Below are 14,400 nucleotides of genomic sequence, written 5' to 3'. Positions count from 1 at the left end.
GAACACGGCCCGGTTATGCTCGGGCCGCAGCCCGTACCGACGTCCCCGAGCTGGAGCATTCATGAGCCTCAAGATCACTGTGATCGGCACCGGCTATCTCGGCGCCACCCATGCCGCGGCCATGGCCGAGCTGGGCTTCGAGGTGCTCGGGCTGGACGTCGTACCCGAGAAGATCGCGATGCTGGAGCGCGGCGAGACTCCCATGTACGAGCCCGGGCTCGACGAGCTGCTGCGGCGGCACGTGGCCGGCTTCGAGGGCTCCTCCGGGCGGCTGCGCTTCACCACCGACTGGGCCGAGGTCGGCGCCTTCGGCGACGTCCACTTCGTCTGCGTGAACACCCCGCAGAAGCACGGCGAGTACGCCTGCGACATGTCGTACGTCGACTCCGCGATCGCGTCGCTGGCCCCGCATCTCACCGGACCGGCGCTCGTCGTCGGCAAGTCGACGGTGCCGGTCGGTTCGGCGGAGCGGCTGGCCGCCTACCTCGCGGAGAACGCGCCCGCCGGCGCGGATGCCGAGCTCGCCTGGAACCCGGAGTTCCTGCGCGAGGGCTTCGCCGTCCAGGACACGCTGCACCCCGACCGGCTCGTGGTGGGCGTGCGCAGCGAGCGGGCCGAGAAGCTGCTGCGCGAGGTGTACGCGACGCCGGTCGGCGAGGGCACGCCGTTCGTGGTGACCGACTTCCCGACCGCCGAGCTGGTGAAGACGTCCGCGAACTCCTTCCTCGCGACCAAGATCTCCTTCATCAACGCCATGGCCGAGGTGTGCGAGGCCGCGGGCGGCGACGTCGCCAAGCTCGCCGAGGCGATCGGGTACGACGACCGGATCGGGAGGAAGTTCCTGCGCGCCGGGATCGGGTTCGGCGGCGGCTGCCTGCCCAAGGACATCCGTGCCTTCATGGCCCGCGCGGGTGAGCTGGGCGCCGACCAGGCGCTGACCTTCCTGCGCGAGATCGACTCCATCAACATGCGGCGCCGGGGGCAGATGGTCGAGATGGCCCGGGAGGCGCTGGGCGGCGGGTCCTTCCTCGGCAAGCGGGTCGCGGTGCTCGGCGCGACGTTCAAGCCGGACTCCGACGACGTGCGTGACTCGCCGGCGCTGAACGTCGCCGGGCAGATACAGCTCCAGGGCGGGCAGGTGACGGTGTACGACCCGAAGGGGATGGACAACGCGCGGCGGCTGTTCCCGACACTCGGCTACGCCGTCAGCGCCGAGGAGTGTGTGCGGGGGGCCGATGTGGTGCTGCACCTCACCGAGTGGCGGGAGTTCAGGGAGCTGGATGCGGCGGCGCTGGGAGAGGTGGCCGCGGAGAAGGTGATCCTCGACGGGCGTAATGCGCTGGAGCCGGAGGTTTGGCGGCGGGCGGGGTGGACGTACCGTGCGATGGGGCGTCCGACCGCTTAGATCTGCGGGCCGTATGTGGCTGGTCGCGCAGTTCCCCGCGCCCCTGAAGGGGCGCTCCAGCACAAGGTGTTCATATCTGAACGACACCGGTTCGGCCGAGGCTCAGTCGGCCGAACCGGTGCCTTGTTGCATTCTGCACCACGCGGCACATGCGTGACCGGTGAACCGGCTGTGCGTTACCGGTCCTTGGCCCGATAGCGGCGCATCTTCGCGCGCGCCCCGCACACCTGCATCGAGCACCAGCGGCCGCGGCCGGCCGGGCTGCGGTCGTAGTACGCCCAGTGGCAGGTGTCGGCCTCGCAGGCCTTGAGGCGGGTCCAGGTGCCCTCGATCGCGGCGGTGGCGACGGCCGCCGCCACGCGGGAGAGCAGCGCGTCCCCGTCGGCCGGCCGGAGGCGCGCCGCGCCGTCGGCAGGGTCGACGGCGGCGTACAGGGGGGCCTGCGCGAACAGCTCGCCCAGGGGCGTGACCTCGCGGTGCGGGGGGTACCCGGCGTGGGCGAGAAGGGTGGCGCGCAGGGACTCGCGCAGGACGCGGGCCGGTGGGAGTTCGGCCTCCGTGATGCCGAGGCGCGCCCTGCCGTCCGCCGTGTCGAGCGCGTCGGCACCCGACTCCAGGTCCAGCGTGTTCACCAGGGCCTCGACCAGGGCCAGGCCGCCCGGCGCGGGCGATCTCTCACTCATCCCTGCAAGTTACCTCCCGAATCCTGTTGCGACGTTACCTCCATTACGGGAACATGCGGTAACCGAAGTTACTGATTGACCGGCTCTACAGGTAACTCCGCCTTCGAGGAGGAATTCATGGCTCTCGCCAAGCTCGGTGTCGTCGTCCTGGACTGTCCCGACCCGTCCGCGCTCGCCGGTTTCTACGCCGGGGTGCTGGGCGGCAGCGTCGAGGGGGACGGGGACTGGGTGGACCTGGCGGTGCCCGGCGGGCAGGCGCTGGCGTTCCAGAAGGCGCCGGGTTTCGTGGCGCCGAAGTGGCCCGCGCCCGACGACTCGCAGCAGTTCCACCTGGACCTGGTGGTGGACGACCTGGACGCGGCCGAGAAGGGGGTGCTGGAGCTGGGCGCGAAACCGCTGGACGCGGCGGACCGTTCACGCACCTTCCGTGTGTACGCCGACCCGGCCGGGCACCCTTTCTGTCTCTGTGCCTGCTGAGAGAGGGAGGACCCATGGCGTCCGTCGCCCGCTTGCGCAACGTGGTGCTCGACTGTCCCGACCCGCGTGCGCTGGCCGCCTTCTACGCCGACGTCATCGGCGGCTCCCTGGTGACCGAGGAGGACGACTGGGTCGTGCTGAGGCTGCCGGACGGGCTGCGGCTGGGGTTCCAGCTGGCGGAGGCGTACACGCCGCCCGAGTGGCCGCGGGCCGACCGCAACTCCCAGCAGTTCCATCTCGACATCGACGCGGGTCCGACGTGGGCGGACGTCGACGCGGCGGAGAAGAAGGTGCTGGCGCTGGGGGCGCGGCTGCTGCGACGGGAGGCGGATCCCGTGGCGGAGGACTTCCGGGTGTTCGCCGACCCGGCCGGGCATCCGTTCTGCCTCTGCCGGATCGACTGACCGCCGGTCAGGCCTCGGCGTCGGCCGGCCGGGGCGGGGTCGATTCCCTGCGTCGCTGGGTCGCCCGGGCGGTGAAGTCGGCGCTGCGCAGGGCTCGCTGGACGTTGCCCCAGGTCAGCTGGGACAGCTCGGTCTCCGACCAGCCGCGTCGGAGCAGTTCGGCGATCAGGTGGGGATAGCGGGAGGTGTCGGCGAGGTCGCGGGGGTGGGCGACGCCGGAGTCGTAGGTGCCGGACAGGGCGACGCACTCGGGGCCCGCGACCACGCGGACGTGGTCGAGGTGGTCGGCGACGTCCGGCACGGACGGCCCGGTCTGCTCGGCGGCCAGCGGCACCATGCACACGCCCCTCTGCTCCCCCAGCCGCGCGAGCAGGTCGTCGGAGAGGTTGGCGGGGTGCGGGTGTACGGCCGCGGCGGCGGAGCGGGTGCACAGGACCGGTGTCTTGGAGAGCGCGAGCACCCGGGCGAGCGTGGCCTCCGGGGCGCCGGACAGGTCGGCGAGCACCCCGAGCCGGTTCATCTCCCGGACCACCTCCTCGCCGAACCGGGTCAGCCCCTTCTCCCCCGCCCAGGCGGCACCGGCCAGGGAGAGCACGCGCAGGCCCAGGGACTGCAGGACCCGCAGGATGCCGAGGGAGTCGTCGAGGGCGGCGGCGGAGGCCGGGCCGAGCACCACGGCGACCCGGCCGCAGTTGCGGGCGTCGATGACCTGCCCGGCGGTGCGCACCAGCCGGAGCCCCTCCGGGTGCGCCTCGACCACCCGGCGCACCAGGTCCAGTTGCTCCAGGGTGGCCCCGACGGCCCGCTCGCCCCGCTCCCGTTCCGGCACCTGCAAGGACCAGAACAGCGCGCCCACGTGTCCCTCGCGCAGCCGGGGCACGTCCGTGTCCACGGCCGCCTCGCCCAGCTCCAGGTCGTACCAGGGCAGCGGCGCGAGCGCCCGGGGCAGCCCGCTGTAGCCGTCCGCGACCGGATGCGCCTCCAGCAGCGCGTGGGCCCGCTCCAGGAACGCGGCGCCGGACTCCACCGGAAACGGGTCGTCCGGGAGGCAGTCCTCCCTGCCGACCTCGGTCGTGGTGTGGATGTCGTGCTGGAGGTCGGCCATGAAGGGCTCCGTACGTCGCGTGACCTACGTCGTGAAGGGGCTGTAGCCCACCGTCGCACGCCTGCCCGGGAGGGTTCCTGGTGGATGGGGCGTTCGGGGGTACGCCGCGTCCCCCGCCGGGCCGCGTCCCCCGCCGGGCCGCGGTACCCGGTCGTGCCGCTCCACGCGTGAGGGCGGTGCGGCCGGCCGCGCCGGCTGCCCCGCCCTCACGATCGGTCGATCAGCCGTCCAGGTCGGAGATGGTCGCGTTGGACGGCCCGCGTGTCTCCTGGAGGTCGCGGGCCACGTCCTCCGCCGCGCCCAGCACCCGGACCGCGTTCTGCCAGGTCAGCTTGGCCAGGTCGGACCTGGACCAGCCGCGGTCCAGCAGCTCGGCGACGAGGTTGGGGTAGCCGGAGACGTCGCTGAGGCCGTCGGGGGTGAAGGCGGTGCCGTCGTAGTCGCCGCCGATGCCGAGGTGGTCGATGCCGGCGACCTCGCGCATGTGGTCGAGGTGGTCGGCGACCGTGGCGGTGGTGGCGATCGGGCGGGGGTGGCTCTCCTCGAAGGCCCGGTGGATCTTCATCGCGTCCTCGGTGGTGTCGAGGTGGTGGAAGCCGTGGGCGCGCATGTTGTCGTCGGCTGCCGCCGTCCAGTCGACCGCCGCCTGGAGCACGAACTTCGGCACGAACGTCACCATCGCCATGCCGCCGTTGCCCGAGAGGCGTTCGAGGACGTCGTCCGGGATGTTGCGGGGGTGGTCGCAGACCGCCCGGGAGGAGGAGTGGGAGAAGATCACCGGGGCGGTGCTGGTGTCGAGGGCGGCGCGCATGGTCGTGGCCGCCACGTGGGAGAGGTCGACCAGCATGCCCAGGCGGTTCATCTCCCGCACGACCTCGCGGCCGAAGGCCGACAGACCGCCCACGTTCGGCTCGTCGGTCGCCGAGTCCGCCCAGTCGTTGTTGTCGTTGTGGGTGAGCGTCATGTAGCGCACGCCCAGCTCGTACAGACCGCGCAGGGTGCCCAGCGAGTTGTCGATGGAGTGGCCGCCCTCCGCACCCATGAGAGAGGCGATACGGCCTTCCGCGCGCGCCGCCTCCATGTCCGCGGCGGTCAGCGCGGCCCGCAGGTCGGCCGGGTAACGGGCGATCAACTGCCGTACGCAGTCGATCTGTTCGAGGGTCGCCGGGACCGCGCCCGGCAGGTCCGAGCGGACGTACACCGACCAGTACTGGGCACCCACCCCGCCCTCGCGCAGACGCGGGATGTCGGTGTGCAGATGCGCGTTCTGGTGGGTGGCGATGTCACGGGCGTCGAGGTCGTAGCGGACCTGCTCGCGCAGTGCGTACGGCAGGTCGTTGTGGCCGTCGACGACCGGGAACTCGCGCAGCAGGGACCGGGCTTCATCGAGGGACGTCATTGCGTGTTACTTCCCGGAGTCCTACTTGCCGAAGCCGAAGCCGCTCGGCCCCTCGACCTTGGCCCGCAGCCGCTTGCCCTTCTCGGTGGCCTGGTCGTTGAGGTCCTGCTGGAAGTCGCGCATCTTCTGCAGCAGGTCCTCGTCGTGGGCGGCGAGGATCCGGGCGGCCAGCAGGCCCGCGTTGCGGGCACCGGCGACCGAGACCGTGGCGACCGGGACGCCGGCCGGCATCTGCACGATGGAGAGCAGGGAGTCCATGCCGTCCAGGTACTTCAGCGGGACGGGCACGCCGATGACCGGGAGGGGGGTCACGGAGGCGAGCATGCCCGGCAGGTGGGCGGCACCGCCCGCACCCGCGATGATCACCTTCAGGCCGCGCTCGGCGGCCTGCTCGCCGTACGTCACCATCTCGCGCGGCATGCGGTGCGCGGAGACGACGTCGACCTCGTAGGCGATCTCGAACTCGTCGAGGGCCTTCGCGGCGGCCTCCATGACGGGCCAGTCGGAGTCCGAACCCATGACGATGCCAACAACAGGGCTCATTCGGTGATCGTGCCTCTCAGGTAGCCGGCAGCGTGACGTGCGCGCTCAAGAACGTCGTCCAGGTCGTCGCCGTAGGTGTTGACGTGGCCGACCTTACGGCCGGGCTTCACGTCCTTGCCGTACATGTGGATCTTCAGTTTGGGGTCGCGGGCCATGCAGTGCAGGTACGCGGAGTACATGTCCGGGTAGTCGCCGCCCAGGACGTTGACCATGACCGTCCACCTGGCGCGGGGCCGCGGGTCGCCCAGGGGCAGGTCGAGAACCGCCCGCACATGGTTGGCGAACTGGCTGGTGATCGCGCCGTCCTGGCTCCAGTGGCCGGAGTTGTGCGGGCGCATCGCCAGTTCGTTGACGAGGATGCGGCCGTCGCGGGTCTGGAACAGCTCGACGGCCAGGTGGCCGACCACGCCCAGCTCCTTGGCGATCCGCAGGGCCATCTCCTCGGCCTGCAGCGCGAGGGACTCGTCGAGATCGGGTGCGGGGGCGATGACCGTGTCGCAGACGCCGTTCACCTGCCGGGACTCGACCACCGGGTAGGCGACGGCCTGGCCGTGCGGGGAGCGTACGACGTTGGCGGCGAGCTCGCGGACGTAGTCGACCTTCTCCTCGGCGAGGACGGGCACGCCGGCCCGGAAGGGGTCGGTGGCCTCCTCGGCCGTCTCCACGACCCACACGCCCTTGCCGTCGTAGCCGCCGCGGACCGTCTTGAGGACGACCGGGAAGCCGTCGCCCTCGGCGGCGAAGCGGACCACGTCCTCCGCGTCGGTCACGATGCGGTGCCGCGGGCACGGCACGCCGATCGCGTCGAGCTTCGCCCGCATCACGCCCTTGTCCTGGGCGTGCACCAGCGCGTCGGGACCGGGGCGCACGGGGATGCCGTCCGCCTCCAGGGCCCGCAGGTGCTCGGTGGGGACGTGCTCGTGATCGAAGGTGATCACATCGCAGCCCTGCGCGAAAGCACGCAGCGTGTCCAGGTCGCGGTAGTCGCCGATGACGACATCGCTCACCACCTGGGCCGCCGAGTCCTGAGGGGTGTCACTGAGGAGCTTGAACCTGATGCCCAACGGGATGCCCGCCTCGTGTGTCATACGAGCGAGCTGACCCCCGCCGACCATGCCGACTACCGGGAACGTCACGCCCTTAGGGTATCGGCCGCGCCAGGGTGGCTGGTTTCCGCGCCCTCGACCAGGGCTCTTACCTGTCGCTTCGCCGCCTCTTGCCCCGCTTTTCCGGTGCTCTTTCCAAGCCGTTCCCGACCTGTGTCGCCATCCACAGGCGCGGGACATACTGGGTCGTTAGAGTGGCTGGGTCGCCAATACCTACGGACGGGAGCCAGCACAACCATGGAACGTGGTTCCTCGGGGCTGCAACGGCTCGTACGCGAGGTCGCCAAATTCGGCGCGGTCGGCGGGGCCGGCATTCTCGTCAATCTCGGCGTGTTCAACGTGGTCCGGCACGTCACCAACCTGCCGGTGGTACGGGCGAGCGTCATAGCGACCGTTGTCGCCATCGTCTTCAATTACCTCGGCTTCCGCTACTGGACGTACCGGGACCGCGAGAAGAGCGGCCGCACCAAGGAACTCACCCTGTTCCTGCTGTTCAGCGCGGTCGGCCTGGTGATCGAGAACGGTCTGCTGTATCTCGCCACCTACGGCTTCGGCTGGGACAGCCCGCTGCAGAGCAACGTCTTCAAGTTCGTCGGCATCGGCGTGGCGACGCTGTTCCGTTTCTGGTCCTACCGCACCTGGGTGTTCAAGGCGCTGCCGGCCCGCGAGACGGTCGCGGACGCGGAGGCCATCCTGGAGCGGGCCGCCGACACCGAGAAGCCCAGGCAGCAGGTCCGCTAGGACGCCTCAGCGGACCATGGGCAGGTCGTCGTCCGGCTTGTGCGGCGGCGGCGTGCGGGACAGGAACAGGCCGAACACCGGCGGCTGGGCCTGGAGCAGCTCCAGACGGCCGCCGTCGGCCTCCGCGAGGTCACGCGCGACGGCCAGCCCGATCCCGGTGGAGTTACGGCCGCTGATGGTCCGCTCGAAGATGCGGTTGCCCAGGTCGGCTGGGACCCCGGCACCCTCGTCGGTCACCTCGACCACCGCCTGGTTGCCGGTCACCCTGGTCCGCAGGGCGACCGTGCCACCGCCGTGCATCAGCGAGTTCTCGATCAGCGCGGCCAGCACCTGCGCCACCGCGCCCGGCGTGCCCACCGCCCGCAGATGCCGTTTGCCGGAGCTGACGATCGCCCGGCCGTAGCTGCGGTAGGCGGGCCGCCACTCGGCGAGCTGCTGCTGGATGACCTCGTCCAGGTCGAAGGAGACGGCGGAGCCGGTACGCGGGTCGCGGGAGTTCGTCAGCAGCCGCTCGACGACGTCCGTGAGCCGCTCCACCTGCGTCAACGCGACGTTCGCCTCCTCCTTCACGGTGTCCGGGTCGTCGGTGAGGGTGATCTCCTCAAGCCGCATGGACAGCGCGGTCAGGGGGGTGCGCAGCTGGTGGGAGGCGTCGGCGGCCAGGCGCCGCTCCGCGGTCAGCATCCGCCCGATCCGCTCGGCGGAGGAGTCCAGCACATCGGCGACCCGGTCCAGCTCCGGGACGCCGTACCGCTTGTGCCGGGGCCGCGGGTCGCCCGAGCCGAGCCGCTCGGCGGTCTCGGCGAGGTCGGTGAGCGGGGAGGAGAGCCGGTTGGCCTGCCGGATGGCGAGCAGCACGGCGGCGATCACGGCGAGCAGCGCGACGGCCCCGATGATCAGCAGCGTACGGCCGACCTCCCGGGTCACGGTCGACCGCGGCTCCTGGACGGTGACCGTCTCGCCTTCCTCACCGTCGGCCGTGTAGTGGATGACATCGCCCTCGGGCTTGACCCCGAGCTCGATAGGCGGCTTGCCCGGGATCCGGATGACGGCGTACTGGTCCTTGCCGACCTGACTGCGCAGTATCTCGCCGGTGACGTCCTCGTCCTCGAGGATCCGACTGTCGACGATGCTGGCGAGCCGGAGGGCCTCGGAGTCGACGCGGTCCTGGGCGCTGTTGCTGATCGTCCGACTCTCGACGATCACCAAGGAGACACCGAACACGGCAATGACGACGAGTACGACGGCGAGGGTGGACTGAATCAGACGCCGCCGCACTTCAGCGCCCCTTCAGGGGCGCGGGACGTTGATATTTGCGGCTCCGCCGCGTGGGCGCGACCAGCCACACACGACGGCCAGTCGCACACTGTGATGTACCACCCACGGCGCTCCGCACTCAGCTCTTCTCGAACCGGAACCCGACACCACGCACGGTAGCGATGTACCGAGGGTTCGCCGCATCGTCGCCGAGCTTCTTGCGCAGCCACGAGATGTGCATGTCGAGCGTCTTGGTCGACGACCACCACGTGGTGTCCCAGACCTCCCGCATCAGCTGGTCCCGCGTGACGACCCGCCCCGCGTCCCGCACCAGCACCCGCAGCAGGTCGAACTCCTTCGCGGTGAGCTGGAGTTCCTCGTCGCCCATCCACGCCCGGTGCGACTCCACGTCGATCCGCACCCCGTGCGTGGCCGGCGGCTGCGCCGGCTCCGCGGCACCGCGCCGCAGCAGCGCCCGCACCCGGGCCAGCAGTTCGGCGAGCCGGAACGGCTTGGTGACGTAGTCGTCGGCGCCCGCGTCGAGACCGACGACGGTGTCCACCTCGTCGGCCCGCGCGGTCAGGATGAGGATCGGCACGGCGTGGCCCTCGGCACGCAGCCGACGCGCGACCTCAAGGCCGTCCATGCCGGGCAGCCCGAGGTCCAGCACGACCAGGTCGACGCCGCCCTGCATTCCGGCGTCGAGCGCGGCGGGTCCGTCCTCGCGCACCTCGACCTCGTAACCTTCCCGGCGCAGTGCGCGGGCCAGCGGCTCCGAGATGGACGCGTCGTCCTCGGCGAGCAGTACACGGGTCATGGGGTGATGGTAGTCCGATTACGCGCAGTACTGGAGTGTGATCGGCACCAGGGATTCTTACCTTGGGGCACAGTGGTACGAACCTATGGGCGAAAGGTGCGATCGTAGGAGGGACCTTCGAAACCGGGTGCGAGGTTCCACCGACACCTGTGATCCCTGTCTCAAGTCCTTCCATATCCGGCAGTGTCCTGACGTACAGTGACGTGAACGCCTGTAGTACACCCGGTGACCTTTGGTGGGCATGTCGCGCTGAAGGTCTCTTTTGTGTGCGGGCTGGCCTGCCAGCCTTGAAAGGAATGACCTCTGGCCGGGCTCCGGACGCGACACAGCGTCACGGGGCGTGGATCCCGGTGGTCGCCGTCCGCCGCTCCGCGACCCGGGGCGGACTCCCCTGGGCGTGGGATGGACGGTCCGACCCGCCGGTGCCGGCCGCTCCCCCCACGGGCGCGCAGAGCCCCACCGCGCGCTCCGACCAGCAAGGAACGACCATGGCGTCCAGCCTGACGAAGGACTCGGTCCGACCGGGCACCCCCGGTTCCGAGAAGACCTTCTTCGGCCACCCCCGCGGACTGGCCACTCTCTTCATGACCGAGATGTGGGAGCGATTCTCCTACTACGGCATGAAGGCCCTGCTCCCGCTGTACCTGGTCGCTCCCGGCGGCCTGCACATGAGCGCGGCCACGGCGACGGCGATCTACTCCGTCTACCTGTCGCTCGTGTACCTGCTCGCCCTGCCGGGCGGCTGGTTCGCCGACCGCGTCCTCGGCCCCCGCAAGACGGTCGCCGTCGCGGGCGTGATCATCATGCTCGGCCACCTGACGCTGGCGCTGCCCAGCTCCGGCACCTTCTTCGCGGGCCTCGGCCTGGTCGCCATAGGCTCAGGCCTGCTGAAGGCCAATATCTCCACGATGGTCGGCCACCTGTACGACGGTCCGGACGACCCGCGCCGTGACGGTGGCTTCACGCTCTTCTACATCGGCATCAACCTGGGCGCGTTCGCCGCGCCGCTGGTCATCGGTACGGTCGGTGAGAACTACAACTGGCACATCGGCTTCGCGCTGGCCGCGCTCGGCATGGCGCTGGGTCTCGCCCAGTTCCTGCTCGGCACGCGCCACCTGAGCTCGCGCTCGGACATCGTCCCGACGCCGCTGTCGGACGCCGAGAAGAAGGCCACGCTGACCAAGGCCGCGGTGTGGGCGGGCGTCGCCGCCGTCTTCTACCTCGTCGTGGGTGTCTCCGGGGTCTACACGCTGAACTGGCTGCTGGTCCCGATCACCATCGCCGGTCTGCTGATCCCGGTCGTCGTCATCGCCCGCATCAAGCGGGACAAGGACCTGGACCGCGCCGATCAGGGCAAGATGAGCGCGTACATCTGGTTCTTCGTGGCCGCCGCGGTCTTCTGGATGATCTACGACCAGGGTGGCTCCACCGTCTCCCTGTTCGCCGACGCGTCCGCCAAGAACACCATCTTCGGCTGGAACTTCCCGGTCTCCTGGTACCAGTCCGTCAACCCGGTCATGATCATGGCGTTCGCGCCGGTGTTCGCCTGGGCGTGGCTGGCGATGGCGCGGCGCGGCAAGGAGCCGAGCACGGCCGTGAAGTTCGCCGGTGGTCTGGTGCTGATCGGTGCGTCGTTCTTCCTGTTCCTCGCGCCGCTGTCGATCGCGGACGGCGGGCACAAGGCCGCGGCGATGTGGCTGGTCGGGATCTACTTCGTGCAGACCGTGGGTGAGCTGCTGCTGTCCCCGGTGGGTCTGTCCGTGACGACCAAGATGGCTCCGGCGAAGTACGCGTCCCAGATGATGGGCGTGTGGTTCCTCGCGGTCACCGCGGGTGACGCGACGACCGGTCTGCTGTCCATCGCGGGTGTCGACCTGAACAAGACGGGGATCGTGGCGTTCCAGGCGGCGCTGGCGGTGCTTGCCGGTGCGGCGGTGTGGATGTACCGGAAGAAGGTCCGGGAGCTCATGGGAGACGTTCACTGATCGTCTTCTGACAGAGGGCCACCGCATTCTTGTGAATGGGGTGGCCCTCTTGCGTTGTCGGCAAACGGCGCGTGGGGGTTGATCACGCAGTTCCCCGCGCCCCTGAGTCGATTACCTCGTCCTCTTTCGAGGCATGAAGGTGAAGACCGCGCCGCCCAGCAGAATCGCCGTTCCTGCCACCAGGCCCAGTGCCTTCAGTGCCCCATTGCTGCTGTCGCCCGTCTCTGCGAGTCCACCGCTACTGCTCGACGAGCCGCCCGACGTCGTCGAACCCGACGCCCCGCTCGCCTGCTCGGTCGTGTCCAGGGTCAGGGAGACCGCCGTCTTGGTCGGCGTGCACGTCGTGGTCGTACCGAGGGCCTCGACCGTCAGGACGCCCGGCGACAGGGTCGACTCGCCGCTCGCCCCCGGCTTGTAGGTGCCCGTCAGGTCCGGGATCTGAATCGGGTCGCCGGTCTTGATCGCGGAGGAGTTGGTGGGGCCCTCCACATGGACCGTGCCCTTGTCGGCGCCGCCCAGGACGACCTCCATCGACGGTTTCACCGAGTCCGCCGGGATGGGGGCGGGGCTGTCCATCACCGACCCGTTGAACTTCACGGTGAGGTCGAAGCTGCCGCCGTCCTTCTTGGCGTTGATCTGCACCGGCGAGGTCGCGCTCTTGTCGCCGAGGGGCGTCTTGCAGGCGTAGGGGATCTTGACCTCCTTGCCCGTGAAGTCGGTCTGGCCGCTGCCCGTGCCGTCGGACGCGGACGCGGAGGCAGAGGCGGAGGCAGACGTGGACGCGGAGGCAGACGCCGACGCCGAGTCGGAGGGGGACGCCGAGGCCGAGGTGCTGTCGGACGGGCTCGCCGACTCGCTCGAACCGGTTCCGGTCACCTCGATGGTCGCCGCCTTCGGCACCGTCGCCGTCGGCGTGCACACGGTGTCCGTCCCGTACGCGTTGACCGTGTACGCGTCCGGCGTGAGCGTCACCTCGCCGGGCGACGTCAGTTTCAGCGTGCCGGTCATGTCGGACAGCACCATGTCGCCGCCCTTGGGGATCTCCGGGTTCTCGCGCGGCCCCTGCATGGCGATGTCGGCGGTCTGGGCGCCGGCCGCCTTGAGCGTGCCGGACGGCTGGACCTTGTTCTTTTCGATGACGATGATGTCCGGGTTCTTGGACGCGGCCTGCACGAACTTCCAGGTGATGTCGACGGTCTCGCCGACCTTCGCCGTGGCGGGCGCGGTGATCTCGACCTTGGTGGTCCCGTCGACCGGGTCGGCGACCCCCGCGGGCGGTACGCAGTGGGTGGCGTACGACACCTCGGCCGCCTGGGCGGTCCCCGCGGTCGCGCCGAGCAGGGCGCCCGCCCCGGCGAGGACCAGGGCGGCCGCCGCCGCGCCCGCTCTGGCCGGTACCGGTGTCACTCTCCTTCGCATGATCACGTGGGTCCTTTCGTCGTCGGAGTCGTGGGACTCGTGGAGCTGTCGTCGTGCGGTGCGGAGAGCCGGCCGGCCGTCGCGCCCGGATCGGAGTCCGGGGTGAACCACGGCAGGGTCGAGGGGGTGGAGGCCGTCGAGGGCGCGGGCTCGGGGGCGCGCAGGCCCGGCACGCGGAAGACCGGGCGGGGCACTCCCCGGTGCCGGATGCCGCCGGCGCGGGGCGGCCGTACCCGGTCCACCACGGCCATGCCGATGCGGAAGACCGCGGCCGGGACGACCACGCAGAGCAGGAGCCAGAAGAGGGTCACGCCCCAGGGGCGGCCGACGCCCCAGGGCTGCTCGGCGAGGGTCTTGCCCTCGTACCTGAGAGAGACGTCGTAGTCGCCGTGCGCCCCGGCGGAGAGTTCGACGGGCAGTCTGATCTGCGCCTTCTTGCCGGGTGCGAGGGTGCCGTGCCACTGCTGCTCGTCCCACTGCGGGGCGAACACGCCGTGTGCGGTGCCGACCTGGAAGACGGGGTCCTTCAGGGTGGAGGTGCCCGCGTTGCCGATGGTGAAGACGAGGGTGCGGGCCGGGGGTGCGCCGAACCAGGTCAGCAGGCCCGAGGAGCCGTCGAGGCGGGTGTCGGTGAGCATCGACAGGCGGCCGCCGGTGGACTCGGCGGGCAGGGCCTTGACGGGGTGTCCGGCGACCTTGAAGGCGGCGTCCGCGTCGGCGGTCGCGCCGGTCACGGTGGCCACGTGCACCACGCAGGGGCAGGGGACCGGCGGTTCGGCGACCGGGAGCTGCTTGCCGAAGCCGCCGTTCGCGTCGGTGGTGACGGCCCGTCCGTCGGCGTTGGCGCAGGAGTTGGTGCCGCCGATCACGCCCCGGGACGGGCTGGACTGGCCGCAGATCAGCATCATCAGCAGGGTGTGCGGCCGCCAGCCGGTGCCGCTGACGGTGACCGAACCGCCGGTGCCGGCCTGGGACTTGGAGACCTTGACGGTCGGCCCGTCGGCGGCTGCCGCCATGGGCGCCGCCAGGAACAGCGAGAACACCGCCGTCAGTATCAGG

General features: G+C 70.6%; 14 protein-coding genes. 5 read left to right on the top strand and 9 right to left on the bottom strand.

The genetic code is table 11. From position 1 onward, the window contains the following. Positions 1–61: 61 nt before the first annotated feature. Complete coding sequence (locus SSP29_RS21600; protein ID WP_089102324.1) at positions 62–1,405, top strand: UDP-glucose dehydrogenase family protein; 1,344 nt, start codon at positions 62–64, stop codon at positions 1,403–1,405. 176 nt (positions 1,406–1,581) lie between these two features. Here SSP29_RS21600 and SSP29_RS21595 read toward each other — a convergent pair whose 3' ends face one another. After that, positions 1,582–2,088: a CGNR zinc finger domain-containing protein gene (locus tag SSP29_RS21595; protein ID WP_089102323.1), complete on the bottom strand. Its 507-nt coding sequence runs from the start codon at positions 2,086–2,088 to the stop codon at positions 1,582–1,584. Between the two features lie 117 nt (positions 2,089–2,205). On the opposite strand from SSP29_RS21595, the gene SSP29_RS21590 reads away from it, so the two are divergent. Together SSP29_RS21590 and SSP29_RS21585 are read left to right on the top strand one after the other, a co-directional pair. Continuing rightward, on the top strand, positions 2,206–2,565 hold the full coding sequence (locus SSP29_RS21590) for a VOC family protein (RefSeq protein WP_089102322.1): 360 nt from the start codon (positions 2,206–2,208) through the stop codon (positions 2,563–2,565). A 14-nt stretch (positions 2,566–2,579) separates the two neighbouring features. After that, a complete protein-coding gene (locus SSP29_RS21585) occupies positions 2,580–2,969 on the top strand; it encodes a VOC family protein (RefSeq protein WP_089102321.1) in 390 nt (129 codons plus the stop codon). Positions 2,970–2,976: 7 nt separating this feature from the next. Here SSP29_RS21585 and SSP29_RS21580 read toward each other — a convergent pair whose 3' ends face one another. The 4 genes from SSP29_RS21580 to SSP29_RS21565 all read right to left on the bottom strand — a co-directional run bounded on the left by SSP29_RS21580 (position 2,977) and on the right by SSP29_RS21565 (position 7,152). After that, the gene (locus tag SSP29_RS21580; RefSeq protein WP_089102320.1) at positions 2,977–4,074 is read right to left on the bottom strand and encodes a dipeptidase; all 1,098 of its coding nucleotides are present in this window, start codon (positions 4,072–4,074) and stop codon (positions 2,977–2,979) included. Positions 4,075–4,294: 220 nt separating this feature from the next. Continuing rightward, positions 4,295–5,473, bottom strand: a complete 1,179-nt coding sequence (locus tag SSP29_RS21575) for a dipeptidase (protein WP_089102319.1) — start codon at positions 5,471–5,473, stop codon at positions 4,295–4,297. Positions 5,474–5,494: 21 nt separating this feature from the next. Continuing rightward, positions 5,495–6,016, bottom strand: coding sequence for a 5-(carboxyamino)imidazole ribonucleotide mutase (gene purE, locus SSP29_RS21570; RefSeq protein ID WP_089102318.1), 522 nt, complete (start codon positions 6,014–6,016; stop codon positions 5,495–5,497). Next, positions 6,013–7,152 carry a 5-(carboxyamino)imidazole ribonucleotide synthase gene (locus SSP29_RS21565; protein WP_089102317.1) on the bottom strand — a complete coding sequence of 380 codons (1,140 nt, stop codon included), beginning with the start codon at positions 7,150–7,152 and terminating at the stop codon, positions 6,013–6,015. Before SSP29_RS21565 ends, purE begins: the two co-directional genes overlap by 4 nt. Positions 7,153–7,359: 207 nt before the next feature. Here SSP29_RS21565 and SSP29_RS21560 point away from each other — a divergent pair, with 207 nt between their 5' ends. After that, positions 7,360–7,863 (top strand): GtrA family protein, encoded by a 504-nt coding sequence (locus SSP29_RS21560; protein WP_089102316.1) that lies wholly within the window; start codon positions 7,360–7,362, stop codon positions 7,861–7,863. A 6-nt stretch (positions 7,864–7,869) separates the two neighbouring features. Here the strand turns inward: SSP29_RS21560 and SSP29_RS21555 are convergent, their stop codons facing one another. Both SSP29_RS21555 and SSP29_RS21550 read right to left on the bottom strand, forming a co-directional pair. Further along, the gene (locus SSP29_RS21555) at positions 7,870–9,141 is read right to left on the bottom strand and encodes a sensor histidine kinase (protein ID WP_089102315.1); all 1,272 of its coding nucleotides are present in this window, start codon (positions 9,139–9,141) and stop codon (positions 7,870–7,872) included. A gap of 118 nt (positions 9,142–9,259) precedes the next feature. Continuing rightward, a complete protein-coding gene (locus tag SSP29_RS21550) occupies positions 9,260–9,937 on the bottom strand; it encodes a response regulator transcription factor (RefSeq protein WP_089102314.1) in 678 nt (225 codons plus the stop codon). A gap of 488 nt (positions 9,938–10,425) precedes the next feature. On the opposite strand from SSP29_RS21550, the gene SSP29_RS21545 reads away from it, so the two are divergent. Next, positions 10,426–11,922 (top strand): oligopeptide:H+ symporter, encoded by a 1,497-nt coding sequence (locus SSP29_RS21545; RefSeq protein ID WP_089102313.1) that lies wholly within the window; start codon positions 10,426–10,428, stop codon positions 11,920–11,922. Positions 11,923–12,033: 111 nt separating this feature from the next. Here the strand turns inward: SSP29_RS21545 and SSP29_RS21540 are convergent, their stop codons facing one another. Both SSP29_RS21540 and SSP29_RS21535 read right to left on the bottom strand, forming a co-directional pair. Beyond that, positions 12,034–13,341 (bottom strand): hypothetical protein, encoded by a 1,308-nt coding sequence (locus tag SSP29_RS21540; RefSeq protein WP_089102312.1) that lies wholly within the window; start codon positions 13,339–13,341, stop codon positions 12,034–12,036. Between the two features lie 2 nt (positions 13,342–13,343). Next, the gene (locus SSP29_RS21535) at positions 13,344–14,357 is read right to left on the bottom strand and encodes a hypothetical protein (protein ID WP_245883165.1); all 1,014 of its coding nucleotides are present in this window, start codon (positions 14,355–14,357) and stop codon (positions 13,344–13,346) included. Positions 14,358–14,400 lie beyond the last annotated feature (43 nt).

Source organism: Streptomyces hyaluromycini, from assembly GCF_002217755.1.
GTDB classification, from domain to species: Bacteria; Actinomycetota; Actinomycetes; order Streptomycetales; family Streptomycetaceae; genus Streptomyces; species Streptomyces hyaluromycini.
The sequence above is the reverse complement of the archived record's forward strand: the minus strand, read 5'-3'. Positions and strand labels throughout refer to the sequence as shown.

Excerpts from the sequence above, each read along its gene's own strand:
- purE (WP_089102318.1), bottom strand. The coding sequence starts at position 6,016 with ATGAGCCCTGTTGTTGGCATCGTCATGGGTTCGGACTCCGACTGGCCC.
- SSP29_RS21560 (WP_089102316.1), top strand. The coding sequence starts at position 7,360 with ATGGAACGTGGTTCCTCGGGGCTGCAACGGCTCGTACGCGAGGTCGCC.
- SSP29_RS21550 (WP_089102314.1), bottom strand. The coding sequence starts at position 9,937 with ATGACCCGTGTACTGCTCGCCGAGGACGACGCGTCCATCTCGGAGCCG.
- SSP29_RS21535 (WP_245883165.1), bottom strand. The coding sequence starts at position 14,357 with ATGGCGGCAGCCGCCGACGGGCCGACCGTCAAGGTCTCCAAGTCCCAG.
- SSP29_RS21575 (WP_089102319.1), bottom strand. The coding sequence starts at position 5,473 with ATGACGTCCCTCGATGAAGCCCGGTCCCTGCTGCGCGAGTTCCCGGTC.
- SSP29_RS21590 (WP_089102322.1), top strand. The coding sequence starts at position 2,206 with ATGGCTCTCGCCAAGCTCGGTGTCGTCGTCCTGGACTGTCCCGACCCG.
- SSP29_RS21595 (WP_089102323.1), bottom strand. The coding sequence starts at position 2,088 with ATGAGTGAGAGATCGCCCGCGCCGGGCGGCCTGGCCCTGGTCGAGGCC.
- SSP29_RS21545 (WP_089102313.1), top strand. The coding sequence starts at position 10,426 with ATGGCGTCCAGCCTGACGAAGGACTCGGTCCGACCGGGCACCCCCGGT.
- SSP29_RS21580 (WP_089102320.1), bottom strand. The coding sequence starts at position 4,074 with ATGGCCGACCTCCAGCACGACATCCACACCACGACCGAGGTCGGCAGG.
- SSP29_RS21585 (WP_089102321.1), top strand. The coding sequence starts at position 2,580 with ATGGCGTCCGTCGCCCGCTTGCGCAACGTGGTGCTCGACTGTCCCGAC.
- SSP29_RS21540 (WP_089102312.1), bottom strand. The coding sequence starts at position 13,341 with ATGCGAAGGAGAGTGACACCGGTACCGGCCAGAGCGGGCGCGGCGGCG.
- SSP29_RS21600 (WP_089102324.1), top strand. The coding sequence starts at position 62 with ATGAGCCTCAAGATCACTGTGATCGGCACCGGCTATCTCGGCGCCACC.